The organism is Streptomyces sp. NRRL S-495 (assembly GCF_000966955.1).
GTDB classification, from domain to species: Bacteria; Actinomycetota; Actinomycetes; order Streptomycetales; family Streptomycetaceae; genus Kitasatospora; species Kitasatospora purpeofusca.
In genome coordinates, this window is the sequence record NZ_JZWY01000626.1 from 1 (window position 1) to 1,119 (window position 1,119).

1 protein-coding gene is annotated in these 1,119 nt (G+C 77.2%); it reads left to right on the top strand.

Annotated features, from left to right (window positions below):
- Positions 1-93 precede the first annotated feature (93 nt).
- Positions 94-1,005, top strand: coding sequence for an ornithine cyclodeaminase family protein (locus VR45_RS29120; RefSeq protein WP_078896924.1), 912 nt, complete (start codon positions 94-96; stop codon positions 1,003-1,005).
- Positions 1,006-1,119 lie beyond the last annotated feature (114 nt).

Genomic DNA, 1,119 nt, shown 5'->3' on the forward strand with positions numbered 1-1,119 from the left:
GACGGCCGGACCCGGCGGTCCCAGCGCGACCGTTACCGGGCCCGACTCGGCCCCCCGCCTCCCCCGTCCGACGGCCGGAGGGAGACTCTCCCCATGACCCTGCTGCTCTCCCGCGCCGACGTCGAGGCGGCCCTCGACCTCCCCACCGCGCTGGCCGCCCTGGAGGCCGGCTTCCGCACCGCCGACCGGCTGCCGCCCGCCCACCGCGTGGGCAGCGCGCTCCCCGGCCCCGGCACCGCGATGTGCCTGCTCCCCGGGCTGCTCCCCGACGTGCCCGCCTACACCGTGAAGGTCAACGCCAAGTTCCCCGGCGCGACACCCGCGCTCCGCGGGATCGTCTGCCTGCACTCGCTGGCCGACGGCGAACTGCTGGCGCTGCTGGACTCCGCCTCCGTCACCGCCTGGCGCACCGGCCTGGCCGCCGCGCTGGCCACCCACACGCCCGCACCGGAGCACGCGCGGACAGTCGCCGTGATCGGCGCCGGCGCGCAGAGCCGGACCACGCTCCGGGCGCTGCGCACCCTGCGGCCGGTCGACGAGGTCTACGCCTACGACCTCGACCCGGACCGGGCCGCGGCGATCGGCCGGGCCGTGCCCACCGCGCGGGCGGCCGTCGAAGCCGCGGACATCGTGATCACCGCCACCTGGTCGCGCGAACCGCTGCTGGACGCCGATGTGCTGAGGCCGGGTCTGCACCTGACCGCCCTCGGCTTCGACGAGCGCGGCAAGACCGAGCTCTCCCCCGCCCTGCTGCGCGCGAGCCGGCTCGTGGTGGACGACCACGCCCTCGCCGCCGCCTCCGGGGTCCTCCACGGCTCCGGTCCAGACCCCGACCTCGCGGTCGAGTTCGCCGACGTCCTGCGCGGCACCGTCCCGGCCCGGCCGGACGACCGGCCCACCGTGTTCGCGCCGATCGGCCTCCCCTGGCAGGACCTCGCCCTCGCCTGGCCGGTCCACCTCGCCGCCCGCTCCGCCGGCACCGCGCCCGCCTTCGACTTCCACTGACCCACCGGGCCTCGTCCCGGCCCGCCCCCGAGGGAAAACCGCTGGCGGCACGCCTGACGACCCGGTAGGAAGACGCCCATGAGTACTTCCGCCCCCGCACCCGCCCCCATACCC